Here is a 23,135-nt window from a genome sequence, read left to right as displayed (position 1 = left end):
CCTCAGGAGTTCACATGCCTCGTTTTGCTGCCAACCTCAGCATGCTCTACCCGGAACACGAGTTTCTGGAGCGTTTCGCCGCCGCAGCGGCGGACGGTTTCGAAGCGGTGGAGTATCTGTTTCCGTACGACTACAGCGCCCAGGAGCTCAAGCAGCGCCTGACGGACAACGGCCTGGAACAGGCCCTGTTCAATGCGCCGCCGGGTGACTGGGCGGCGGGGGAGCGGGGCATTGTCAGCTTGCCGGGGCGTGAGGCTGAGTTCCGCGCCGGTTTCGAGCGTGCCCTGGAGTACGCCGCCGTATTGGGCAACTCGCGGATCCACGTGATGGCCGGCTTGCTGCCCTCGGAAAACGACCGCGCCCGGCATCACGCCGTGTACCTGGAAAACCTGGCCCACGCCACGGCCCAGGCGGCCAAGTCGGGGATCACCGTGTTGCTGGAACCGATCAACCCCCGCGACATGCCGGGCTTCTTCCTCAACCGTCAGGACCAGGCCCAGGCCATCTGCCAGGAAGTCGGTGCCAGCAACCTCAAGGTGCAGTTCGACTGCTACCACTGCCAGATCGTCGAAGGCGACCTGGCGGTCAAGCTGCGTCGGGATTTCGCCGGCATCGGCCATATCCAGATCGCCGGCGTGCCGGACCGTCATGAACCGGACCTGGGGGAGCTCAACTACCCCTACCTGTTCGAACTGATGGACCAGCTGGGTTACGACGGTTGGGTGGGCTGTGAGTACCGGCCACGGGGCAACACCTCGGCCGGCCTGCAATGGCTGCGGGACTGGAAAACCCGCTGATCCAGGCAAGGTTGATCGCAATACCCCCTGCGCAGGCCTGCGCGGGGGGTTCTTATAAAAACAACAACAGGACTCATCCCATGCAGCGTTTCGCTTCCAGGCCCGCTATCGGGCTACTGTGCTCCCTGCTTTTTACCGGTTCGGCCGTCAGCGCCGCACCGCTGCCGGCCGCCACCGAGGGCGACTGGGTCGCTCCCGAGTTCACCTTTCACAACGGTGAAAAGCTCGCCAACCTGAAACTGCACTACGTCACCCTGGGCAACCCGAAGAACCCGGCCATCCTCTACCTGCACGGCACCTATCGGCCAGGCAGCGATGTGCTGAGCAAGGATTTCGGCGGTGAGTTATTTGGCCCGGGCCAGCCCCTGGATGCCAGCAAGTACTACATCATTTCCACCGACGGCATTGGCGTCGGCCAGTCGAGCAAGCCGTCCGATGGCTTGCGCAGCCGCTTCCCGGCGTACAACTACACGGACATGGTCCAGGCCCAGTATCGGCTGGTCACTGAGGGGCTGGGGGTCAAGCACCTGCGGCTGATCATCGGCAATTCCATGGGCGGCATGCAGACCTGGATGTGGGGCCAGACCTGGCCGCAGATGATGGACGCCCTGGTGCCCATGGCGTCCCAGCCCACCGAGATGTCGTCGCGCAACTGGATGATGCGGCGCTTGCTGGTGGAGTCGATCAAGCAGGACCCGGCCTACAACAACGGCAACTACACGGCTCAGCCGCCGTCCCTGCGCCTGGCCAATGCGCTGTTCAGCGTCGGCACCAGCGGCGGGACTCTGGCCTATCAGGCGGCAGCGCCGACCCGGGCCCAGGCCGACAAACTGGTGGACGAGCGCCTTAACGCGCCACAGACCGCCGATGCCAACGACTTTATCTACCAGTGGCAATCTTCGGCGGACTACAACGCCGCGCCGGGGCTGGGCAAGATCCAGGCCCCGGTGTTGGCCATCAACTCGGCGGACGACGAGCGTAACCCGCCGGAAACCGGCACCCTGCAAGCCTCGCTGGGCCAACTGAAAAATGCCCGCCTGTTACTGATCCCCGCCAGCCCCGACACCCGTGGCCACGGCACCACCAGCATGGCGAAGTTCTACGTCAAGGAACTGGGCCAGTTCATGCAGCAAACCGAAAAAAGCCACTGAGCACCCCTCGTTGTAGGCGCTGGCTCGCCAGCGATCACGCCCTTGAATCGGTAGCGGATTCACGGGCCCCATCGCCGGCAAGCCGGTTCCTACAAGGGGGGCAGGGTGGCGCAGAGCGTGGGAACGGTCACTAAGGCCGCCTGCTCGTTCCCACGGTCCGTGGGAATGTCGCCGCAGACGCTCCGCGTCCCGTCCAGCCAAGCCCAGGTAGGAGCTGGCTCGCCAGCGATCACGCCCGCAAGAACGATACAAAATTCACGGGCTCCATCGCCGGCAAGCCGGCTCCTACAGGGGGAGCAGCAATTCCACGCCTTGTTTGCGAATTCCGTCCGCCGCCGCTGGGGCCAGGGCGGCGTCGCTGATGATGATGTCGAACTGCTCCAGGCCGGCGATTTTGTACATGCTGAAGGTGCCGTATTTGGAGCTGCTGGCCACCAGCACCACCTGGGACGCCGACTGCATCGCCACCTGCTTGACTTCGACCTTCAACGCCGACGGCGTGGTGATACCGCGCAGCAGGTCCCAGGAGCTGGTGGACATAAAGGCGATGTCCGTCACCACCTGGCGCAAGGTCGCCACGGCCAGCCCGCCGACGCAGGAATGGTTGGAATGATCCAGCTGCCCGCCGGTGTGGATCACCGTCACCTGGGGCGCTTCCATCAGCGCCTGGACCACACCGAAATCGTTGGTCACCACGGTCATGCCCGACAACGCCTTGATGTAGGGCACGATCTCCAGGGTGCTGGTGCCGGCGTCCAGGTACACCGTCATGTCCGGGTGCAACAGGCCGGCGGCCAGCTTGGCCATGGCCTGCTTCTGCGGCAGCTCCACCACCGCCTTGGACTGGTGGCTGGGCTCGCTGTGCAACTGGCTGGCAATGCGCACCCCACCGGTCACCGAATAGGCTCGGCCCTCTTGCTCCAGCAGGGCGATATCCCGGCGCACGGTCATGTGCGAACAGTCGAACATCTCCATCAACTGATGCACGCTCAACACCTGGTGCTTGCGCAACTGGCGCAGGATCTGCTCGCGGCGCTGCTCAGGAATCATCGGGGCGCCGCTGTCGGTGGCGATGTCCTTGGGAGTGGGCATTCGGGCTCCAGATTGGCTTGGCTGTACAGGCAGGAAAGAGGGAAGACATAGTAGCGAATCCGGCCGTTGGGGACGAGTTCTTGTACCGCTAGGGCCTGAGGAAAATCGTCACAGCAGGTTATGATCCGCGCCCTCGACCCGCGCCAAGGAATGTCCCATGACCGATGTGAACACCTACCACGATGGCCGCCTGGAAATCCGCCTGACCCCCCGGGAAATGCGCATGAGTCACTGGGTCCACGCACCCAAGGTCACCGACCTGGAAACCGGCCGCGTGCTGCTGGACCTGAGCGATGGGTTATGGGACTTGATCCGCGCCGTCGAATCGCCCACCGAACTGCAACTCTGCCTGCGCCGTTACCCCGGCGATCGCCCGGCGCTGACTCTGGTTGTCCGCCTGGCGGACCGCAGTCTCTGGCTTGACGGTCGAGAGCTGGCGGGGCACAGCCTGGACGCGGCGCTGAATAACGCTGGGGCCTGACTCAGCGTGGGTTTTCGATCAACTGCGCATAGGCTTCGGCTTCCAGTTCACCGCTGCCGCTGATGGCGTCGCCGTCTTCATTGAGCAGGCGAAAGTCATGTTGCTCATCGCCGATGCAGGCGGCACCGTCCAGGCCCAGGAGCAGGCCGTAGAGCTGGTCGGTCAGGGCGCCGTCGAGCAGGGCAAGCACCTCGTGCCGTTGCTCGGGCGACAGGTTCATGGCCCGTAACCGCTCGCCGACCTGGCATTGGTCGAGGTGTTCCAGGTAGCGATCCTTATCCAGCTTGCAGTGGGCGACCAGGGTCTTGGCGTCCATGTTCGGGGTGCTCCTCAAGGGGTTGTTCAGCTTGAAACATGCATGGGTTCAGCTCAGCAAACGCTTCAGTTGGCGGGCCACGGCCGGGCGTGCCTTGCGGGTTTTGAACAGGGTCGGCACGTGCCTCAGAAACCTGGCCCAGCGGTAATGATCCGGTCGTCGGCGGTCCGAGAGCAGGTAGTCCAGCAGGTCGTTTGCCGCCTCGCGGTTGTAGGCCCACAGCAACTGGCCTTTGTAGGTCAGGGAAAAGTACGCTTCCACTGGCCATTGCAACAGGTGGCGGGTACGCAACCCGCAATGCTCGCACGTCACCGACCCGAGGCACCCGTTCACGTGGGCGTCGGGGAGGTAGGTCTTGACCCAGTCCTCACCCTGATAGCCCTCTGGCAGGTTGTGCAGCGAACGGCGTGGGTCGCCGTGCAGGCCGGGAAAGTAGCGCGCCCCGTGCCAATGTTGCCCTGATTGGTTGGTCAGCAATGTGTACTCAAGGCTTGGATGCTGCTGGAAGAAGGCAACGTCCTGCTTGAGGGGGATGGCCCTGATCGTCGCGGCGTCAAAGCGCGCCAGGCCCCGGCAATGCGGGCAGCTCACGTCAAGGTGGTGGGCGCTGGGTCGGCTGCCGCAGTGCGTACTCATCGGTGGGGCCTCCGAGTGAGCGCGCAGGTGGCGAGGTGGAAAAATGCGTGTCGCATGGGGGGACAGTCCTTTGTTTTACGGTGCCCGGCGCGTCGGGTTTTGCGGCATAGGGCGGGTTCCTTGTGGCACCCCTGTGTCGGCGGTTCGGGGTAAAAAATAAGTCGAGCGATGGAACCAAAATGCCACTTTGCAATCTGCAAGGAGGCCTCGGGGATTTCGGGGCTTTTCCATGGCAAAACAGGATGATCAGCATGTTGATGAAAAGGAACGGGTTGGCGCTGCTTTTGGGTCTGTGCCTGAGCGCTTCGGCGCTGGCGGCGACCGACAACGACCGCCCGCCAGTGGCCGATAAGATGGTGGCCTTCAGCGGCGAGCAGGGTATCAAAGTCTCGACCCTGAGGTTCGGTGAGCGCGCCGCCAATGAAGCGCTGGTGATGGTCGACGGCATCGACCACGACTGGCAGCGCAAGATCCAGAAAATGCACGTGGAAAAAACCAGCCGCGACACCCGCTATTCGACCCAGGTCAACGGTAAGCCCTACGTGGTGCTGATCGTCAACGGCAACTACGGCGAACTCTACCTGCCGGGTGAAACCCGTGAGCTGCGCGTTGGCTATGACGCCAGCCTGTCCGAGCAAACGCCGCCCCAGCACTTCCTCACCGACTACCTGGAACAGGCCGCCAAGCCCTGATTTCCCGGTGATGGGCAAGGCCCCGATGGACGACAGCTGTCGTCTGTCCGGGGCGCTGCGGCTCGGGCCTGCCTGTTGTCCAAGTGACGCTGGCGGGCAGGGCTGAAAAATCGGCGCTGGCCCGGCATACTGGCGCCGCCCATTTGCAATGGAATTGCCCCCATGCCCGTTATTTCTCCGTCCGCCGTCCTGGCGGGCGTTCTGTTGTTCGCCGCCAGTGCCGCCCAGGCCAGCAGTTTCGATTGCACCAAGGCCGCCAGCCCCAGTGAAAAAGCCATTTGCAACGACCCCTACACCGCCATGCTCGACGGTGAATTGGGTGAGCGCTGGCGTGTGGCCCTGGCCCAGGTCGGCGACCCCAAGGCCCTTAAGCTCGATCAGCGCCAGTGGCTCAAGACCCGCGACCAGTGCGCGGCCGACGTGGGCTGCCTGCGCCGGCGCTACCTGATGCGCATCACCGAACTGGGCTATGTGGCTGCGCCCTTCAACTGGACCGCGACCTGGCAGCGGGTGCCCGCCAGCGAGTCCGACGGTGCCGAGTTGCAAACCCGGCAGCGTGGGGCAGGGCTGTTGGACTTCGATCTGAGCGCTGCCAGCGGCGGCAACTCCGGCGACCTGCAGGGCCAGGCCCGGCTGCAAGGCGGCACGGCGAGTTTTGCCGAGGCCGATTGCCAGCTGAAGTTCGTGCCCCTTAACGGGGTGCTGCAAGTGGAACAGGCCGGCGGCGATTGCGGCGCCGGCATGGGGGTCTACTATGCCGGCCGCTACGTGGCCTCGAAGACGCCGTTGAAGGTGAATTACAACCTGCTGGACCTGGGCCTGCTGGACACGCCGCAGCAGGATTGGGCGCTGCGCCAGTTGCTCAAGGACGATTACTCGGTTCTGGTGCAGAACGCCGGCTCCATCACCAGCCCCGAGCCGGCCGCAGAGATGCCCGGGGCCAAGGTGCAGGAGATGTGGCTGCGGGGCCTGGCCAGCAGCAATGCGGCGATTCTCATGACGGGCCCGAAGGAGCAGTTCTGGCTGGTGTTGCTGGTGTTTGACGCCCAGGGCCAGTCCCGGGCCCGCTATTACAGCAACGTACCGGCCTGGAAAGGGCGTATGCCCGCGACCTTGCAGCGCTGGTACGAGGAACGCGCCGCCCAGGCTGCGCTGCCCCTGGAGGTGATGCCTTGACCCCGGGGAGCGGGTGTTCGCCGTCGACAAAGGTATGCCGCGAGCGCGGGTAATGCTGTAATAGCCGCCGCTTATTCTGATGCCGGTGTTCGGCCCCGGCGAGAAGCGCGCCACCCCCGGTCCATGGGCGGTTGGCCAATTGCGTGACGCGCGGGCATTCCGAGCGTCTATGACTTGAACAAGTGACGCTGCTGGCGCCTGAACAGGCGCCTGGCATATTGAAATTGGGAGATTGTGTATGGTCATCAAACCCCGCGTTCGCGGCTTTATCTGTGTGACGACCCACCCGGTTGGCTGCGAAGCCAACGTCAAGCAACAGATCGAATACGTCACCCAGCAAGGCGCCATCGACGCCGGCCCGAAGAACGTGCTGGTGCTCGGTGCCTCCACCGGCTACGGCCTGGCTGCGCGCATCACCGCGGCCTTCGGCTGCGGCGCCAACACCCTGGGCGTGTTCTTCGAACGCGGCAGCTCTGAAGGCAAGCTCGGCACCGCCGGCTGGTACAACAGCGCAGCCTTCCACAAGTTCGCCGAAGAGAAAGGCCTGTACGCCAAGAGCATCAACGGCGACGCCTTCTCCGATGCGGTCAAGGCCGAGACCATCGCCACCATCAAGCGCGACCTGGGCAAGATCGACCTGGTGGTCTACAGCCTGGCGGCGCCGCGTCGCACCCACCCGAAAACCGGTGAAGTGCTGAGCTCGACCCTCAAGCCCCTGGGCAAGTCCGTGACCCTGCGCGTGTCGACACCGACAAGGAAATCGTCAAGGAAACCACCCTGCAGCCGGCCACCCAGGAAGAGATCGACGGCACCGTCGCGGTCATGGGCGGTGAAGACTGGCAGATGTGGATCGACGCCCTGCACGAAGCAGGCGTTCTGGCTGAAGGCGCGAAAACCACCGCCTTCACCTACCTGGGCGAGAAGCTGACCCACGACATCTACTGGAACGGTTCCATTGGCGAAGCCAAGAAGGACCTGGACCACAAGGTCATCGGCATGCGCGAGCAGCTGTCCGACCTGCACGGCGATGCGCGCGTTTCGGTGCTCAAGGCCGTGGTCACCCAGGCCAGCTCGGCGATCCCGATCATGCCGCTGTACCTGTCGCTGCTGTTCAAAGTGATGAAAGAGCAGGGCAGCCACGAAGGTTGCATCGAGCAGGTCTACGGCCTGTACAAAGACAGCCTGTACAACCCGAAGCCGATCATCGACGAAGAAGGCCGCCTGCGCGCCGACTACAAGGAACTGCAACCGGAAGTGCAGGACCGGGTGAAAGCCTTGTGGGACCAGGTCACCAGCGAAAACCTTTACGAGATGACCGACTTTGCCGGTTACAAGCAGGAATTCCTGCGCCTGTTCGGTTTTGAAATCGCTGGCGTGGACTATGAAGCCGATGTCGAGCCGGACGTGAAGATCAGCAACCTGATCCAGCTCTAAGCCCGCACAGCGTCACCCCCAACGCCCCTCCTTCGTGAGGGGCGTTGTCGTTATACCCGGCTACTCCTTAGGAGCCGGCTCGCCGACGATGAGGCCTGCAAGATTGACGCAGGCCTCAGGCCCGCCATCGCTGGCAAGCCAGCTCCTACATAGCCCGGTCGATCCACACCCTTGTAGGAGCCGGCTTGCCGGCGATGAGGCCGGCAAGATTTGCGCAGGCCTCAGGTGCGCCATCGCTGGCAAGCCAGCTCCTACATAGCCCGGTCTACCCCCCCCTTGTAGGAGCCGGCTTGCCGGCGATGAGGCCCGCAAGATTTGCGCAGGGCTCAGGTCCGCCATCGCTGGCAAGCCAGCTCCTACATTGCCCGGTCGATCCCCCCCTTGTAGGAGCCGGCTTGCCGGCGATGAGGCCCGCAAGATTGACGCAGGGCTCAGGTCCGCCATCGCTGGCAAGCCAGCTCCTACATTACCCGGTCTATCCCCTCCTTGTAGGAGCCGGCTCGCCGGCGATGAGGCCGGCAAGATTTACGCAGGGCTCAGGTCCGCGCCCGCGCCCACACAAGCCTTTGCTGGCGGTGGGTTTGAAAGTGCGCAAGATTGTTCAAGCCAGGCGCGGCGGTGGGTGGCACAGTCTCGGTCCGTTCTCTGTGTGCAGGGTGTTATGTCCAGCGTTCTCTTACCGCGTGCCGCGTTCTTGCGGGGCGCCATTGCAATCATGCCGCTGTCCCTGGCCACTGCGCCCTGGGGGCTGCTGGCCGGTTCCATGGCCATCGAGGCCAATCTCACGCCGCTGCAAGGCCAGGGGCTGTCGAGCATTGTCTTTGCCGGCGCCGCGCAACTGGTGGCCATCGGTATGCTCAAGGGCGGTGCGGGGATTTTTTCGATCCTGCTGACCACCTTGCTCCTGACCTCCCAGCACCTGCTCTACGGCATGAGCATGCGCTCGGTGATTTCACCGCTGCCGGGGCGGTGGCGCGTGGGTCTGGGCTTTCTGTTGACCGACGAACTGTTCGCCCTGGTCAGCACCCATGACCGGCAGCAGTTCGACCGCTGGTACGCCCTGGGCGTGGGCCTGACCTTCTACGTCGCCTGGAACCTCTTCACCCTGGCCGGCATTCTGCTGGGCAGCAGCATTCCCGGCCTGGAACACCTGGGGTTGGACTTTTCCATCGCCGCCACCTTTATCGCCTTGATCACGCCCCTGGTGCGCAACGTGCCCACGGTGGTCTGTGTGGCGGTGTCGTTGTTTTGTTCGGTGCTGTTCAGTTACTGGCAATGGGGTTCGGCCCTGGTGCTGTCGGGGCTGGCGGGCATGACCGCGGGCTTTATCTGCAACAAGCTGTATCGGGGGCGCACATGATGGTTTGGGCCGTGATTATTGGCATGGGGTTGCTGGTGTTTCTCAACCGCTACGTGTTCCTCGAGCCACGTTTACCGCTGCGCCTGAGCAGCAATGCCCGGCAGTTCCTGGGGTTTGCCGTGCCGGGCATGTTGACTGCGATCTGCGGGCCGATCGTGTTCATGCCGGACCACCAGCTCAACCTGAGCCCGGGCAACCCTTATTTGCTCAGCTCGCTGGTGGCCATCGCCCTGGTGATTTACACGCGCAATACCTTGCTCAGCATGCTCCTGAGCATGGGTGTTTTTTTCCTTCTGCGGTGGTGGTTCTAGGGCGTCGCTGGGTTAGGCTGTGCGCCTGATTTTCAACGGCAATGGATGCTTGGCATGCGCGACTTTCCCCACGATATCGACCTGGCAGCGTTCTGGGACTCGGAACCTGGTGACGACATTCACGATGAGCCGGCCAGCGCTGCCCTGATCGCCGAGATCGAGGCCGACCTGGGCTACCGCCTGCCGCCGTCCTACGTGGCGTTTATGCAGCGCCACAATGGCGGCCGGCCGACCCTCAGTTGCTGCCCGGTGGACGATGGCACCAGTTGGTCCGAGGACCATTGCGCGATCGACTGTTTCCTCAGTATCGGACGGCGCCGCACCTACTCCCTGGGCGGCGAGCTCGGCAGCCGCTTCATGATCGAAGAGTGGGGCTACCCGGACCTCGGCGTGTACATCTGCAGTTGCCCATCGGCGGGCCACGACATGATCGCCCTCGACTACCGCGCCTGTGGCCCGGAGGGCGAGCCGCAGGTGGTTCACGTCGACCAGGAAGGCGACTATCGGGTGACCTTCCTGGCCCAGGACTTTGCCAGCTTTGTCCGCAGCCTGGTGTCCCCCGAGGTCTACGACACCTCCGAGCAGGACTTCCTCGATGACCAGGCGATGATTGCCGACGCGCCGTTCTCCGAACCCCTGGCCGAGTTGCTGGAGCACTTTGCCCCGGTCCCCGACCTTGGCGCGCGCATCCGCGTGATCTCGCAGCAGATCCTCGAAGACAAACGCTACTTCGCCCTGCACGCCGACCCGCTGTCGCACCTGCTCTACGACCTGCAGTTCTGGCTCTACCAGAACCGCCACGGCGCCACCCGAGGCGAGGATTATCTGGCCGCCTACAGCGCCTTGATCGCCTTCGGTAAAGGTTTTGGCACCGGCGGTTATGCCCCCGGTTTTATCACCGACTGGTTCCAGGCCCGGGTCGATGCCGGCCAGTTGCAGGAGCGGGAAGGCGCCTTCGTTTTCAACCCCGCCTTCACTGCGCAATTGCTGGAACGGCTCAAGGACTTTCCACCCGCCACGGCCCTGAATGAGGAGCGCCCATGAGTGCCAGCCCGGTCCGCATCACTGCTGAAGAAACCCTCTCGACCAACTGGTACATCCTGAAGAAATACAGCTTCGACCTGCGCCGTCGCGATGGCCGCTGGCAGGCCCAGCAGCGCGAGGTCTACGACCGCGGCAACGGCGCCACCATCCTGCTCTACAACCTGGAGCAGCGTACGGTGTTGCTGACCCGGCAATTCCGCATGCCAGCCTTCGTCAACGACCACAGCGGCTACCTGATCGAGGCCGCCGCCGGCCTGCTGGACAACGCCGGCCCCGAGCAGCGCATTCGCCAGGAAGCCGAGGAAGAGACCGGCTACCGGGTGGGTGAGGTTCGGCAGATCTATGCCGCGTTCATGAGCCCGGGCTCGGTCACCGAGCGCATCCACTTCTTTATCGGCCAATACCGGCCCGGCGATCGCATCGGCAGCGGCGGCGGCCTGGAAGAAGAGGGCGAGGACATCGAAGTGCTGGAGCTGGGGTTCGAACAGGCCCTGGCCATGGTCGAGGCCGGGGAGATTGTCGACGGCAAGACCATCATGCTCCTGCAATACCTGGCGCTGAACCTGCTGCCGCGCAGCCGTCTGCTGCTGTTGCTGGGCCCTGAAGTGTCGACGCTGGCGTCGTGGACGGCCGGGCTGTTCGCGGCCGGGCATGTGGCACTGAGTGCGCCGTCGTTACCGGACGCGGCATTCCAGGCCAATGCTCAGCGCCTGCTGCAACGCTGCGATGGCCTGCTGCGCAGCGACGGACCGTGTGCCCAGGCCGATGCGTTGGTGGCCATGGCCCTGCGCCTGGGGCTACCGGTCTATCGCAGCCTGGCCGAGGTGCCGCCAGCGCCTTAGGGCCACTCGGTTACGCGAAGTTGAACCCCTCAGGGCAGGTGATCGGCGGCGAAGTCAGCCTCTGATCGCGCCTTCAGGCGCCCCTTGCGACAGGCGTATTGGAAGCGTTCGAAATCCTGCTCATTTTGCTGGGCACAGGCTTGGGCGTACTTCCATAGCGCGTCGGCCAGGGTCTGGCTTTTGCCGATGTAGCCACTGATCTGCGCCGCATTCCCCGAGGCCTTGGCATGGGCGCGGGCCAAGGCTCGGCCGCAAACCCGGGCGTAGGCGGCAAAGGTGTCGGCGTCGAAGGTTTCCAGCTCCGCCGAGACTTTCATGTCGCGCAGTTGGCGCACATAGAAGTGCCGGCCGCTGGGGCCGGTGGTCCAGCCGAGGAACAGGTCGCTGGCGGCTTGCATCAGGCGCTGGCCCTCCACCACGCGCTGGCCGTTGTGACGCAGGCGTGACTTGCCGCGCACGTAGTCGGCGAGCACCGAACGCCGGGCTTCCTTGAACTGCAGGAACAGCGGGCGTTCCTGGCTGTCGGTCAGCAGCGCCACCAGGCAGCGGGTGCCGACGCTGCCCACGCCCACCACCTTGAACGCCAGGTCCCGGGGCTCGAAGCGCGCCAGCAGGGCCCGGCGATCGGCCTGCAGGGTGTTGCGGTAGTCGCCCATCAAGGTGTCGTACAGCGGCCGCCAGTCTTCCAGGCGCATCCAGTCGTCATCGGCGTCGAGCAGGCTGGTGGTGGTGTGCAGGTGGAAGATTTCCGGCAGGTCGTCGCGAATCAGCAAGTCGCCCCGGGCATCGCGTTCGCTGATTTTGGGCAGCAGTTCGGCGTGGGTGCGACGTGCCGCCTTGTCCATGGCGCGCTGCACGTGTTCAACGATGTTGCTGTTGTTTTGCGCCTGCTCCAGCAGGTCTTCATAGGTCAGGGCGTCGTACCAGATGTCCAGGGCGCTCTGTTCGGCGCAGTGGGCCATGCTGCGCTGATAGGCGCCCACCAACTGGCGGCACACCTCTTCTTCGACGCTGGCGCCGTGGCGCAGGTCGCGGGTGGCCACCAGGAAGCTCGCCACCAGGCGTTTCAGGTCCCACTCCCAAGGGCCGGGGTGGACCTCGTCGAAGTCATTGACGCTGAACAGCAGGTTGCGTTCCGGGGTGGCAAAGCCACCGAAGTTCATCAGGTGGCAATCGCCGCAAATGGTCGAGACCAGGCCCATGTTCGGGGTGCCGGCCAGGTCGTGGGCCTGGAGCAGGGCATTGCCGCGGTAGAAGGTGAAGGGCGACACCAACATGCGCCCGTAGCGCAGTTCCACCAGGGCCCGGACCCGCCCCTGGCTGGAGGCTTCGATCAAGGGCAAGGGATCGCGCCGGGTCTGGCCGACCTCGGCCTGAGTGCTGCGGGGGCAATGCTTGCGGGCATCCTTGCCCTGTTTGAGGCGTTCTTTGACGGTGCTCATCAGGTCTCTTCGGCGGTGGTAGAGGGCGGCGATGGCAGCCCTTGAGCAGGGCGCTCGCGGTGCTGAAACGCTAGCAGGGATTGGTGCATTCGCCAGCGCGTCGCAAGGGGCCGAGGACGCGTCGTTCAGGGCTGGCGTTCCAGGCTGTCGGTGATCAACTCGGCGAGCAACTCGACCACGGCCGGCGGTTGCTCCAGCCCTCGGTGCAGCACGTAACCCAGGCTGGGCAAGGGCGGCAGGTGTTCAAGAACCTGCAGGTGCGCGGGCAGGCCGATGCGGCTGCGCAAGGTCACGCCCAGGCCCGCAGCCACGGCGGCCCATAACCCGCCGACACTGGGGCTGGTCAGGGCGATACGCCACGGTTGCTGCGCCTGGTCCAAGGCGTGCAAGGCCAAGGTGCGCAGCACGCAGGGCGCTTCGAACAGCACCAGCGGCAGTGGCTGGCCAGTCGGCGCGCCGGGCTGCTCGCGGCTGCCGATCCAGTGCAGGGCGGTGCGGCCGATGGCTGTTGAATAGGCGGTGCTCACACCGCTGTCCCAGGCCAGGGCCAGGTCCAGGCGGTTGCCCTCGATCAGGCTCAGCAGTTCGCCATTGCGGGCAATCCGCACCTCTAGGTTGACCAACGGGTGGATCCGCGTGAAGCGCCGCAGAATGTCGCTCAGCAGGTGCTCGGCAAAGTCCTCCTGCAGGCCCAGGCGCACTGTGCCCTGTTGCCGGGTCTGTTGCAGGCTGGCGAAGACCTCGTCATTCAGCGCCAGCAATCGCCGGGCGTGGCTCAACAGGGCCTCGCCCAGGGCGGTCAGCACCAGGCCGCGTCCGGCCTTGACCAGCAACGGATGGCCCACGTGTTCCTCCAGCTTTTTCAACTGCGCACTGACCGCCGAGGTGGAGCGCCCCAGGCGCCCGGCGGCCTTGGCAAAACTGTTGCATTCGACACCGGTGACAAAGGTGCGCAAGACGTCGAGGTCAAAGGTCGGGCGGCGCATGGGGATCGTCCACTTATTCGGGATTAATGGCGGAGGATTATCTGATATTCGGGATTGTATGCGCTTGTTAGTTTTGCCAGGCCCTTAACCGATGCCGGAGCCTTGCCATGCCTTTTGCCCGTATTTCCCTGCACCGCGGCCAGTCCGATGATTACCTTGCACGCCTGTCCCGGGGCGTCCATGAGGCCCTGGTGGAGGCCTTTGAAGTGCCGCTCGATGATTGCTTCCAGGTGATTCACCAGCACGCGCCCGGGGAGTTGATCTACCACCGGCACTACCTGGGCGGGCCGAGGAGCGATGACTTTGTGCTGATCGCCATCACCGCCGGCCGGCCACGCAGCCATGCCACTCGCCAGCGTTTTTACCAGCAGTTGGTGCAACGTCTGCAGCAGGCCCTGAACCTAGATCCGGAGGACGTGATGATCGTGATCAATACCACCGAGGCCCAGGAGTGGTCCTTTGGCGGCGGGCGCGCAAACCTGTGAAGTGGCGAGGGCCCAGGTTGGGCATCCCGGAAGTACCCTGAAATAATTTGGAACCTTAAGGAAAATCCTTAAAAAATCCGGTTTTTTCCAGTCAGATCGATTCTTTTAAAGCCACCATTTTGTCGGGTGACCGGCGGATTAAATTGACTCATTGGTTAGCTTTGTCGTGCTAATGGACTGTGTGTTTTGAGTCTGACTGGGCGGTCGGATTAAGGGTTTTCCTTATATTGATCGCAAAATGCCATCGGTAGTATCGCGCCCTTCGAGTAAGGCAGCGGATGCAGGCAATGGGGATCTATCTAGGAGTTTGGTCGGGACTTGCGCTCTGTGTGGCGGGGCTGTTGCTGGGCTCAGACACTCTGATGATAGTCGCGTTACTTCTGGTCGCCACCTTGCTGATTGGCCTGCGCCCACGCCAAGCCCAGCGCTCCGAGCCCGCCCTCAGTTCCCCGGCCGCCGCCCGTGCCGAGCAGGACCCGGCGTTGCAGAACCTGTTGCAGGCTGTGGCACCGAACTGGAGCGACAGCCTGGGCCGTACCCGGGAGTTGCTGCAAGGCAACATCGGCGCGCTGTTCGAGAGTTTCCAGCGCATCACCACCCGTCTGGACGGCACCCTCAGCAACTCCGAAGGCATCCTGGGCAGCAACGGCGTCGGCGAGAGCCTGCGTGATGCCAACCAGCGCCTGCATGACGTCAGTCAATCCTTCCAGACCAGCAGCCAGCGCCAGCAAGAGCTGCTGGGCACCATCAGCCACCTCGACAGTTACACCAGCCAGTTGCAGCAGATGGCCAAGCGGGTCCAGGACATCGCCAGCCAGACCAACCTGCTGGCCCTCAACGCCGCCATCGAGGCCGCCCGCGCCGGAGAATACGGCCGCGGTTTTTCCGTGGTCGCCGACGAGGTGCGCAAGCTCTCCAGCCTCTCGGCGGAAACTGGGCAGGGCATGGACGCCAAGGTCAATGAGATCAACCACGCGATCCAGAGCACCATCGCCGCCGCGGCGGAACTGGGCAGCAGCGAGCAGAACAACCTGGACTTCCTCAACCAGTCGGTGACCGAAGTCATGGCCCGCCTGGGGGACAACCTCAATCAATTGTCCGCCGCGTCCGGCGCCTTGCAGCGCGACGCCCGCGACACCCAGCAAGACATTCAGGCGGTGATGGTCAGCCTGCAGTTCCAGGACCGTACCGACCAGATGCTCGACCACGTTCAGGTGGACCTGCAGCAGTTGCTCGATGCCATGGCCGAACAGGCCCCGAGCCTGCAGGACCCCAAGGCCTGGCTCGAGCGTCTGCGCCAACGCTTTACCACCGATGAAGAACGCCACGGCCAGGCCCCCAGTGCGGCGGCCAGCGAAGTGACGTTTTTCTGAGGCCCGGATTCAACCTTCAGTTCCAGGGAGTGACACATGGCCAAGACCATTCTGATCGTCGACGACTCAATGTCGATGCGCCAACTCGTGAAAATGACCCTGACCGGCGCCGGTCACCAAGTGATCGAGGCCTGCGACGGCCGCGATGCCCTGGCCAAGCTCGACGGGCGCAAGGTCAACCTGATCATCAGCGACGTCAACATGCCCAACCTCGATGGCATCGGCCTGGTGAAAGCGGTCAAGGCGCGCAACGAATACCGCTTCACGCCGATCGTCATGCTCACCACTGAAAGCGAACAATCGAAAAAGGCCGAAGGCCAGGCCGCCGGTGCCCGGGCCTGGATCGTCAAGCCGTTCCAGCCCCAGCAGTTGCTGGCGGCGGTCGAAAAGCTGCTGGGCTAGGCCCGTGTTCACCCTCACGCCTTCGGCGTTCGATGGCCCGGCGCGGTTGCAGGTGACGGGCGACTTGACCATTTACCAGGTGGCCGAGGCCCGGGCCGAGCTGCTGCAGTGGCTGCCGTTCGACGCCCCGGCGTGGCAACTGGACCTGAGCGCGGTGGAGGAATTCGACAGCGCCGGTGCCCAGTTGCTGCTGGCCTTGCAGCGCGCCCTGGGGCAGAGCGGCAGCCCGGTGCGGGTGGTCGCTTGCGCGGCCAACGTGGCCGAGCTGATCGAGCTGCTGCGCCTGGAATCCTTGTACCCCGAAGTACCAACCGAGGATTGAGCGATGCTCAGTGGCGATCAGTGGAATCAGTTGCTCCAGGGGTTTCTCAGCGAAGGCCGTGACCTGCTCAAAGAAGCCGAAGACAGTCTGCTGTGCCTGGAGCGCGCGCCCGACGACCAGCCAGCGATCAATGGCCTGTTTCGCGCCGTGCACACCCTCAAGGGCTCGGCGGGGATCTTCTCCCTGACGCCCCTGGTCAACCTGACCCATCACCTGGAAAGCCTGCTGATGTCGGTGCGCGACGGCCAGCGCCCGCTGACCCCGGCCCTGACCTCGCTGATGCTCAGCTGCATGGACGAGCTCAGCGCGATGATCGAGCGGGTGGACCCTGACAGCGGCTTGCTGGAAGTCGATGAGGGGCCGCAAGGCGTACTGCTGGCCGCCTTGATGGAAGCCCAGGGGCAGACGGTTGACACTCCGTTGCCCAGTGATACAGCGGCGCCTGGGCAGGCGGCCGAAACGACCATTGAACCCGCACGCCTCTGGCAGATCTCCATTGCCTTCGCCGAAGACCTGTTGCGCAACGGCTTCGACCCTGCGGCCTTTGTCCGTTACCTCAAACGCCTGGGGGATATCGTCAACCTGCAGACCCTGAGCCAGGGCTTGCCGCCCCTCGACAGCCTCGATCCCGAAGCCTGCTACCTGGGCCTGGAACTGACCCTGCGCAGCGCCGCCGACGAAGCCGAGATCGCCGAGGTGTTCCAGTTTATCGACGACTTCTGCCAACTGAGCATCGTCTGCCTTGAGCCCGAGCCCGAGGCGCAGTGGCAGCCTGCTCAACCCATTCCGGCAACCGACGCAGCCGCACCCAACCCCCTGGCGTCGGCCTTGTCCCAAGCGGTGTCTTCCCTGGCAAGCCCGGCCCCGAGCCCGTCTACCAGCCGCGAACGGCGACCCCAGGACACCGCACTGGTCAAGGTGGCGGCGCACAAGCTCGACGAGCTGATCAACCTGGTGGGGGAACTGGTGATCAGCACCGCCGGGGCGCAGATGCAGGCGCGGCGCAACGGCGACCCCGCCTGCATCGAAAGCACCCTGGCAGTGCACCAGCACGTGGAGCAGATCCGCGAAAGCGCCTTGAAGCTGCGCATGGTGGAAGTCGGCGAGACCTTCAACCGCTTCCACCGGGTGGTGCGCGACGTCAGCCAGGAGCTGAACAAGAACATCCAGTTGAGCATCCGTGGCGGCGAGACCGAACTCGACAAATCGGTGATCGACAAGATCGCCGATCCGCTGACCCACTTGGTGCGCAACGCCATCGACCACGGCATCGAACCGGCCAGCGAACGCCTGGCCCTGGGCAAGCCCGCCGCCGGCAACCTGAACCTCAACGCCTACCACGACTCCGGCATGATCGTGCTGGAAATCAGCGACGACGGGCGCGGTTTGAACACCGCGCGGATCCTCGAAAAAGCCATGGCCAAAGGCATGGTCGAGGCCGACGCGGTGCTCAGTGACCAGGCCATTCACCTGCTGATTTTCGAGCCTGGGTTTTCCACCGCCGAGCAAGTCTCCAACCTCTCCGGGCGGGGTGTCGGCATGGACGTGGTGCGCAGCGCCATCGACCAGTTGCGCGGGGTCATCGAGATCGACTCCAGCCCGGGGCAGGGCTGCACCTTCCGCATTCGCCTGCCCCTGACCCTGGCAATCATCGACGGCTTTCTGGTGGGGGTGGGCCAAGACCATTTCGTCATCCCCCTGGACATGGTCACTGAGTGCATGGAAGCCGGTGCCGAACCTCTGGAACAGGGTTACGGCTACCTCAACCTGCGGGGCCAGCCCTTGCCGTGCATCGCCCTGGACCGGCACTTCGGCCTCCAGGGCCAGCCGGCGCGGCGACGCAATATCGTGGTGGTCAGCCAGGGCCGGCAACAGGCCGGGCTGATCGTCGACCACTTGCAGGGGGAGTTGCAGACCGTGATCAAGCCCCTGGGCCAGATGTTCCAGCACCTGCGGGGCATCAGCGGCTCGACCATCCTCGGCTCTGGCCAGGTGGCGCTGATCCTCGACATCCCCAGCCTGTTTCGCCATCTGCAAGCCCTGCTCGACCAACCGACCCGCAACGGCCTCGCCGAATCCCTTGCCTAGCCTTTCAGGAGATACATCATGCAGTTCATTCGCAATATGAAAATAGGCATCCGGCTGACCGCGGGGTTTCTGCTGGTGGTGGCCCTGACCGCAATCATCGGCCTGATCGGCATTCGCAACCTGGACCAGGTCGATCAGCTGTCGGACCGGATGTACGACATCGATGTCACCGGCTTGAGCCAGATGCAGGAAGCCAATATCCAATTGATCGTCGCCGGTCGCGCCATGCGCCAGAGCCTGCTGTCCACCAGCGTGACCGCTCGTGAACAGTCCGCCCTGCAGGCCAATGATGCCCTGGAGCGCACCCGCCAGTTGATCACCAAGGCTCGGGCCAGTTTCCTGACCAAGGAGGGCCTGGCCCAGATCGACCTGCTGGACGCGCCGCTCAAGGAATACACCGGCCTGGTGCAGCAGATCCTCAGCCTGCACCAGCAGTCCGGCGATCTGCAGGAAACCAGCGACATCACCAACCTGTTGCCCAAGGCGATTGCCAGCAGCGATCAGGTGGACCGCCTGCTGGGCGACGTCACCAACCGCAAGCAGGAGCGGGCCAGCGAAGCCAATCAGCAAATCAGTGAAATCGCGGCCAATTCCCGGGTGCAGATGATCACCCTGGTGCTGGTGGCCAGCTTGATGGGCATGCTGATCGGCATCCTCGTGACCCGCAGTATCACCCGGCCGCTGAACGGCGCCGTGGCCGCTGCCAACCGCATGGCCGCCGGCGACCTGAGCCAGGATTTGGTGGCCAGCAGCCGCGATGAAACCGGGCAGTTGCTGAGCGCCATGCAGAACATGACCCAGCGCCTGCGCAGCATCCTCGGCGATGTACGCAGTGCTGCCGACTCCCTGTCCTCGGCGTCGGAGCAGGTCAGTTCGACTTCCCAGTCCCTGAGCCAGGCCGCCAACGAACAGGCGGCCAGCGTCGAGCAGACCAGTGCCTCGGTGGAGCAGATGTCCGCCTCCATCACCCAGAACACCGAAAGCGCCAAGATCACCGACGGCATCGCCGGTAAGGCTGCCAACGACGCGGTCCAGGGCGGCGGCGCGGTGAGCGACACCGTGCTGGCGATGAAGCAGATTGCCGACAAGATCAGCATCATCGACGACATCGCTTACCAGACCAATTTGCTGGCCCTCAACGCCGCCATCGAAGCGGCCCGTGCCGGCGACCATGGCAAGGGTTTCGCGGTGGTGGCTGCCGAAGTGCGCAAGCTGGCCGAGCGTAGCCAGGTGGCGGCTCAGGAGATCGGCCAGGTGGCGTCCAGCAGCGTGAACCTGGCGGAACAGGCCGGGCGCCTGTTGGGCGATATCGTGCCTAACATCCAGAAAACCTCGGACCTGGTGCAGGAAATCACTGCCGCATCCCAAGAGCAGAGCGGTGCGGCCGGGCAGATCAACATCGCCATGGGCCAGATGAACCAGATCACCCAGCAGAACGCTGCGGCCTCCGAAGAGTTGGCCGCCACTGCCGAGGAAATGAACGCCCAGGCCGGGCAACTGCAGGAGCTGATCGGCTTCTTCCGCTTCGAACAGGACAGCGCCCCGCGTTCCCCGTCGCGCCCCACGGAGGTGTTCGCCAACTCGACACCGGCCTGGAACAAAGGCCGCGCGACGGCGGATGAAGGCCAATTCGTCAGCTTCAATTGAGGGAGGCGAACATGACCCAATCTCAAGCCCTGGTGGTGTTGCCCGAACTGGACACCACGCGCATCCAGCACCTGTCGTTCCGGGTGCGCCAGGCGGCCTACGCGCTGCCCATCGAACTGGTGCGGGAAATCATCGAGTACGCCGAAGTCACGGCGGTGCCGATGATGCCGACCTTTATCCACGGGGTGATCAACCTGCGGGGCAATGTGGTGCCGGTGCTCGACCTGGCGGCGCGTTTCGGTTTTGAACTGACCCGCCCGGACAAGCGCACCTGCATCGTGATCATCGAACTGGCCCTGGGCGACAGCGTGCAGCCCATCGGCCTGGTGGTGGATGCGGTGGACGCGGTGCTGGACATCGACCCCCAGCAAGTGGTGCCGCCCCCGCCGTTCGGGGTGGGCATCCGTACCGACTTCATTGCCGGCATGGCCCGCAGCGAGCAGGCCTTCACCATCATCCTGGCGATTGCCCAGGTACTGTCCCTGGACGATATCCAGCAGCTCAGCCTTGCTGTGATGAATGGCCGCTGAGATGCCCGCGGCCTTCACGTTGCCGGAACTGGGCGACCATGAGTTCCGACGCCTGCAAGGCCTGATGCTGGAGGCGTCAGGGATTGCCCTGGCGGCCAATAAACGGCCACTGGTGGCCGGGCGGCTGATGAAGCGCCTGCGTCATCACGGCCTGCACAGTTACAGCCAGTACCTGCAGATGCTCGACCAGCCGGCCTGCCTCGACGAGCGCCGGCTGGTGGTGGATCTGTTGACCACCAATGAAACCTACTTCTTTCGCGAGCCGGTGCATTTCACCTTCCTGGCCCAGTGGCTGGCCCGCCGCAAAGGCCCGGTGCGGATCTGGAGCGCGGCCTGTTCCTCCGGCGAAGAGCCTTACAGCCTGGCCATGGTGGCCAAGGACAGCGCCCTGACCCAGGACTGGTCGATCGTCGCCAGCGACCTCAGCTTGAGCATGCTCGAACGGGCCCGCAGCGGGATCTACGACCTGAGCCAGGCCAAGTACTTTCCCGAAGGCTGGTTGCCGCGTTTCTGCCTCAAGGGCATCGGTGACATGAGCGGGCGCTTTCGCGTGCAGCCGGCGTTGCGCGAGCGGGTCAGCCTGCGCGAGGTCAACCTGGTGCAGCCGTTGCCGGAGGGACTCGGGCCTTTCGACGTGATCTTCCTGCGTAACGTGTTGATCTATTTCAACCAGGACGAGAAGCAGCGCATCGTCCAGCGCCTGATTCGCCAGTTGGTGCCCGGGGGGCTGTTGTTTATCGGCCACGCCGAGAGCGTCCACGGCTTCGATCTGCCTCTGCGTCTGCTCAGCCCTTCTGTGTACCAACTCTTATGAAATCGCCCCTGTTCCTGCACCCTGGTGAGTATTTTTTTGGCCGCCATGAAGGCACGGTCTCGACCCTGCTGGGCAGTTGCGTGGCGGTGGTGCTGTGGCACCCGCGCTGGCGCTTGCTGGCGTTGTCCCATTACCTGCTGCCCAACGATCCCCAGGCCCGCAATGGCCTCGACACCCGCTACGGCGAGGGCGTGTTCAAGCGCATCCACGCCGACATGCTGCGCCACGGCACGCGCCCCAGCGAATACCGCAAGGGCCTGTTCGGTGGCGCCAGCCTGCTGCGCCTGCAACAGACGGCGCGCACCATCGGCCCCAACAACAGCGCCTTTGCCCGGGAGCAGTTCAGCCTGCGCAATTGGCCGGTGGATTACTGCGACCTCAACGGCCAGCACTACCGACGCTTGCAGGTCGACGGCCGCAGCGGCCGGGTGGCCTGCCTGCGCAATCGGGTGACGCTGCCGGCCGAGGGGGACGCGTGAGCGAGATCAAGGTCTTTATCGTCGACGATTCGGCGCTGGTGCGGCAGGTCCTCAGCACTTGCCTGGAGAACCATCCGCGGATCCGGGTGATCGGCATGGCCGCCGACCCGTTGTACGCCATCGACAAAATGCGCCGCGACTGGCCGGACGTGTTGATCCTCGACGTCGAGATGCCACGCATGGACGGCCTGACCTTCCTGCGCCAGATCATGAGCGAGCGACCCACCCCGACCATCATCTGCTCGACCCTCACCGAGCAGGGCAACAATGTGGCCGTGGAGGCCCTGGCGGCGGGGGCGGTGGGGGTGTTCACCAAGGCCAAGCTGGGGCTCAAGCAGAGCCTGGAGCAGATGGCCGCCGACCTGATTCGCAAGGTGGAGGAGGGCGCCCGCTCGCGGCCCCGGGCGTTGCAGGCGACACCGTTGGCGGCTCAGGAAAGCAACGTCGCGCCGGCGCCGAGCCTGCTGCAAACCACGGAGCGGGTGGTGGCCCTGGGCTGTTCCACCGGCGGCACCCAGGCACTGGAATTCGTTTTGCGGCAACTGCCCCGTGACTGCCCGGGCATTGTGATCGTTCAACACATGCCGGAGAAATTTACCGCCGATTTTGCCCGCCGGCTCAACAGCCTGTGCCAGATCGAAGTGCGTGAAGCCAGGCATCTGGATCGCGTGCACAGCGGCCTGGCCCTGCTGGCACCAGGGGGCCTGCACATGCAGTTAAAGCGCAGTGGCGCACATTATCAGGTCGAGGTGATTGACGGGCCGCCGGTCAACCGGCACAAGCCCTCGGTGGATGTGCTGTTTCGTTCGGTCGCCCGGCAAGGTGCGACCAATACCCTGGGCATCATCATGACCGGCATGGGGGACGACGGTGCCCGCGGCTTGTTGGCGATGCGTGAAAGCGGTGCCCAGACCGTCGCCCAGGACGAGGCCAGTTGCGTGGTCTTCGGCATGCCCCGGGAAGCCATCCGCCTGGGCGCGGCGCAGCAGGTCGAGCCTTTGGCCAAAGTGGCCCGATTGATCCAGCAGTTCGCCTGCGGCCCTCGTCACGGCTGAACGTCGCTTGCCTGCCCGATGGACGTCGCAGCGCGGCGGCTCATCGGTCTTGTGCCAACGCCCCACGGGCCGGTGTCGCTCTCGCGACGCCGGGCCCGGCTTGTTTAGTTCCACTCCGGGCTTGCCCGGCTGGCCCATTGCCAAGCACGGATTTTGGCAGGGTAGCCCCCATCCAGGCGA

General features: G+C 64.4%; 24 protein-coding genes and 2 pseudogenes. 21 read left to right on the top strand and 5 right to left on the bottom strand.

Features of this window, described 5'->3' with window-relative positions:
• Nucleotides 1-14 precede the first annotated feature (14 nt).
• Both otnI and M1B35_RS01310 read left to right on the top strand, forming a co-directional pair.
• The gene (gene otnI / locus M1B35_RS01315; protein ID WP_268260999.1) at nt 15-797 is read left to right on the top strand and encodes a 2-oxo-tetronate isomerase; all 783 of its coding nucleotides are present in this window, start codon (nt 15-17) and stop codon (nt 795-797) included.
• Nucleotides 798-877: 80 nt separating this feature from the next.
• A complete protein-coding gene (locus M1B35_RS01310) occupies nt 878-1,948 on the top strand; it encodes an alpha/beta fold hydrolase (protein WP_123332268.1) in 1,071 nt (356 codons plus the stop codon).
• A 285-nt stretch (nt 1,949-2,233) separates the two neighbouring features.
• Here the strand turns inward: M1B35_RS01310 and M1B35_RS01305 are convergent, their stop codons facing one another.
• On the bottom strand, nt 2,234-3,040 hold the full coding sequence (locus M1B35_RS01305; protein WP_123332270.1) for a DeoR/GlpR family DNA-binding transcription regulator: 807 nt from the start codon (nt 3,038-3,040) through the stop codon (nt 2,234-2,236).
• A 157-nt stretch (nt 3,041-3,197) separates the two neighbouring features.
• Here M1B35_RS01305 and M1B35_RS01300 point away from each other — a divergent pair, with 157 nt between their 5' ends.
• Entirely contained in the window at nt 3,198-3,521 is a 324-nt protein-coding gene (locus M1B35_RS01300; RefSeq protein WP_268260998.1) for a hypothetical protein, read from the top strand.
• 1 nt (nt 3,522) lies between these two features.
• On the opposite strand, the gene M1B35_RS01295 is transcribed toward M1B35_RS01300, so the two are convergent.
• Both M1B35_RS01295 and M1B35_RS01290 read right to left on the bottom strand, forming a co-directional pair.
• Entirely contained in the window at nt 3,523-3,837 is a 315-nt protein-coding gene (locus M1B35_RS01295) for a hypothetical protein (RefSeq protein WP_268260997.1), read from the bottom strand.
• Between the two features lie 48 nt (nt 3,838-3,885).
• Nucleotides 3,886-4,473, bottom strand: coding sequence for a hypothetical protein (locus tag M1B35_RS01290; RefSeq protein ID WP_268260996.1), 588 nt, complete (start codon nt 4,471-4,473; stop codon nt 3,886-3,888).
• A gap of 251 nt (nt 4,474-4,724) precedes the next feature.
• On the opposite strand from M1B35_RS01290, the gene M1B35_RS01285 reads away from it, so the two are divergent.
• The 7 genes and pseudogenes from M1B35_RS01285 to M1B35_RS01255 all read left to right on the top strand — a co-directional run bounded on the left by M1B35_RS01285 (nt 4,725) and on the right by M1B35_RS01255 (nt 11,332).
• Nucleotides 4,725-5,165 carry a hypothetical protein gene (locus tag M1B35_RS01285; RefSeq protein WP_123334398.1) on the top strand — a complete coding sequence of 147 codons (441 nt, stop codon included), beginning with the start codon at nt 4,725-4,727 and terminating at the stop codon, nt 5,163-5,165.
• Between the two features lie 162 nt (nt 5,166-5,327).
• Entirely contained in the window at nt 5,328-6,341 is a 1,014-nt protein-coding gene (locus M1B35_RS01280) for a lysozyme inhibitor LprI family protein (protein WP_268260995.1), read from the top strand.
• A gap of 238 nt (nt 6,342-6,579) precedes the next feature.
• Nucleotides 6,580-7,775, top strand: a pseudogene (gene fabV / locus M1B35_RS01275) (enoyl-ACP reductase FabV).
• A 661-nt stretch (nt 7,776-8,436) separates the two neighbouring features.
• A complete protein-coding gene (locus M1B35_RS01270; RefSeq protein WP_123332286.1) occupies nt 8,437-9,135 on the top strand; it encodes an AzlC family ABC transporter permease in 699 nt (232 codons plus the stop codon).
• Nucleotides 9,132-9,446, top strand: a complete 315-nt coding sequence (locus tag M1B35_RS01265; protein ID WP_123332288.1) for an AzlD domain-containing protein — start codon at nt 9,132-9,134, stop codon at nt 9,444-9,446. Before M1B35_RS01270 ends, M1B35_RS01265 begins: the two co-directional genes overlap by 4 nt.
• Before the next feature lie 54 nt (nt 9,447-9,500).
• On the top strand, nt 9,501-10,490 hold the full coding sequence (locus M1B35_RS01260) for an SMI1/KNR4 family protein (RefSeq protein ID WP_268260994.1): 990 nt from the start codon (nt 9,501-9,503) through the stop codon (nt 10,488-10,490).
• Nucleotides 10,487-11,332, top strand: coding sequence for an NUDIX domain-containing protein (locus M1B35_RS01255; RefSeq protein ID WP_268260993.1), 846 nt, complete (start codon nt 10,487-10,489; stop codon nt 11,330-11,332). Before M1B35_RS01260 ends, M1B35_RS01255 begins: the two co-directional genes overlap by 4 nt.
• A gap of 29 nt (nt 11,333-11,361) precedes the next feature.
• Here the strand turns inward: M1B35_RS01255 and M1B35_RS01250 are convergent, their stop codons facing one another.
• Both M1B35_RS01250 and M1B35_RS01245 read right to left on the bottom strand, forming a co-directional pair.
• Nucleotides 11,362-12,774, bottom strand: coding sequence for a DUF2252 domain-containing protein (locus M1B35_RS01250; RefSeq protein WP_268260992.1), 1,413 nt, complete (start codon nt 12,772-12,774; stop codon nt 11,362-11,364).
• 125 nt (nt 12,775-12,899) lie between these two features.
• Complete coding sequence (locus M1B35_RS01245) at nt 12,900-13,760, bottom strand: LysR substrate-binding domain-containing protein (RefSeq protein ID WP_268260991.1); 861 nt, start codon at nt 13,758-13,760, stop codon at nt 12,900-12,902.
• A 107-nt stretch (nt 13,761-13,867) separates the two neighbouring features.
• Between M1B35_RS01245 and M1B35_RS01240 the strand changes: the two genes are divergently transcribed.
• The 11 genes and pseudogenes from M1B35_RS01240 to M1B35_RS01195 all read left to right on the top strand — a co-directional run bounded on the left by M1B35_RS01240 (nt 13,868) and on the right by M1B35_RS01195 (nt 22,955).
• Complete coding sequence (locus M1B35_RS01240; protein ID WP_268260990.1) at nt 13,868-14,245, top strand: tautomerase family protein; 378 nt, start codon at nt 13,868-13,870, stop codon at nt 14,243-14,245.
• A gap of 278 nt (nt 14,246-14,523) precedes the next feature.
• Complete coding sequence (locus M1B35_RS01235) at nt 14,524-15,618, top strand: methyl-accepting chemotaxis protein (protein ID WP_425273376.1); 1,095 nt, start codon at nt 14,524-14,526, stop codon at nt 15,616-15,618.
• A 36-nt stretch (nt 15,619-15,654) separates the two neighbouring features.
• A complete protein-coding gene (locus M1B35_RS01230) occupies nt 15,655-16,020 on the top strand; it encodes a response regulator (protein ID WP_123332302.1) in 366 nt (121 codons plus the stop codon).
• 4 nt (nt 16,021-16,024) lie between these two features.
• A complete protein-coding gene (locus M1B35_RS01225; protein ID WP_123332304.1) occupies nt 16,025-16,342 on the top strand; it encodes an STAS domain-containing protein in 318 nt (105 codons plus the stop codon).
• 3 nt (nt 16,343-16,345) lie between these two features.
• A complete protein-coding gene (locus tag M1B35_RS01220) occupies nt 16,346-18,430 on the top strand; it encodes a chemotaxis protein CheA (RefSeq protein WP_268260988.1) in 2,085 nt (694 codons plus the stop codon).
• 18 nt (nt 18,431-18,448) lie between these two features.
• Nucleotides 18,449-19,228: pseudogene (locus M1B35_RS32080) on the top strand (MCP four helix bundle domain-containing protein); the annotation flags it as partial.
• Nucleotides 19,214-20,077 carry a methyl-accepting chemotaxis protein gene (locus M1B35_RS32075; RefSeq protein ID WP_425273378.1) on the top strand — a complete coding sequence of 288 codons (864 nt, stop codon included), beginning with the start codon at nt 19,214-19,216 and terminating at the stop codon, nt 20,075-20,077. The pseudogene M1B35_RS32080 and the gene M1B35_RS32075, both read left to right, overlap by 15 nt.
• Nucleotides 20,078-20,088: 11 nt before the next feature.
• Entirely contained in the window at nt 20,089-20,607 is a 519-nt protein-coding gene (locus tag M1B35_RS01210) for a chemotaxis protein CheW (protein ID WP_123332310.1), read from the top strand.
• Between the two features lies 1 nt (nt 20,608).
• The gene (locus M1B35_RS01205; RefSeq protein ID WP_268260987.1) at nt 20,609-21,421 is read left to right on the top strand and encodes a CheR family methyltransferase; all 813 of its coding nucleotides are present in this window, start codon (nt 20,609-20,611) and stop codon (nt 21,419-21,421) included.
• Nucleotides 21,418-21,900: a chemotaxis protein CheD gene (locus M1B35_RS01200; protein ID WP_123332312.1), complete on the top strand. Its 483-nt coding sequence runs from the start codon at nt 21,418-21,420 to the stop codon at nt 21,898-21,900. The genes M1B35_RS01205 and M1B35_RS01200 overlap by 4 nt, the downstream gene beginning before the upstream one ends.
• Nucleotides 21,897-22,955: a protein-glutamate methylesterase/protein-glutamine glutaminase gene (locus M1B35_RS01195; RefSeq protein WP_123332314.1), complete on the top strand. Its 1,059-nt coding sequence runs from the start codon at nt 21,897-21,899 to the stop codon at nt 22,953-22,955. The genes M1B35_RS01200 and M1B35_RS01195 overlap by 4 nt, the downstream gene beginning before the upstream one ends.
• Nucleotides 22,956-23,135 lie beyond the last annotated feature (180 nt).

The sequence above is a fragment of the Pseudomonas morbosilactucae genome, assembly GCF_023241665.1.
GTDB lineage: Bacteria > Pseudomonadota > Gammaproteobacteria > Pseudomonadales > Pseudomonadaceae > Aquipseudomonas > Aquipseudomonas morbosilactucae.
Note: the sequence above shows the minus strand (reverse complement) of the source record. Positions and strands in the feature narration are given on the sequence as shown.